The following is a 375-nucleotide window of genomic DNA, read 5'->3' as shown; positions in this document are numbered from 1 at the left end:
CCTGCTGACTGCCCACTATTTAAAAAAAATACGTATCCTGAAATATATTTCTACCGGACAGTTGCTCAGTTTCATCGTCTAAATGCGTGCTTAGGCTTAGTCTAACATTCTTACTTACCATTATGAAAAACAAATATGGCTACCGATATAAGGAACGTTTGGGAGAGTGTACTAATAGTGAAGATGAAATTGATCGATAGTAAGCTGCGCTATATTACCTTTCACATTAAAATAGTTGGCAATACTTGGCAATGCAACTGAGTATAAGTCTGTTGCCATATCAACAACTGCTACAGATAATATCTTAATAAGAGAGATGATATTTTGTGAAAAAGCTGTCGACACTAATGATTTACTGGATTAAATATGTTTAAT

Annotated in this window: 1 protein-coding gene; it reads right to left on the bottom strand. The window is 34.1% G+C overall.

Going from position 1 to position 375, the window contains the following annotated elements; translation table 11 throughout:
• Positions 1-171: 171 nt before the first annotated feature.
• Positions 172-345: a hypothetical protein gene (locus ACJ5GX_RS03350; RefSeq protein ID WP_495292698.1), complete on the bottom strand. Its 174-nt coding sequence runs from the start codon at positions 343-345 to the stop codon at positions 172-174.
• Positions 346-375 lie beyond the last annotated feature (30 nt).

This window comes from Wolbachia endosymbiont of Tuta absoluta (assembly GCF_059414725.1).
Note: the sequence above shows the minus strand (reverse complement) of the source record. Positions and strands in the feature narration are given on the sequence as shown.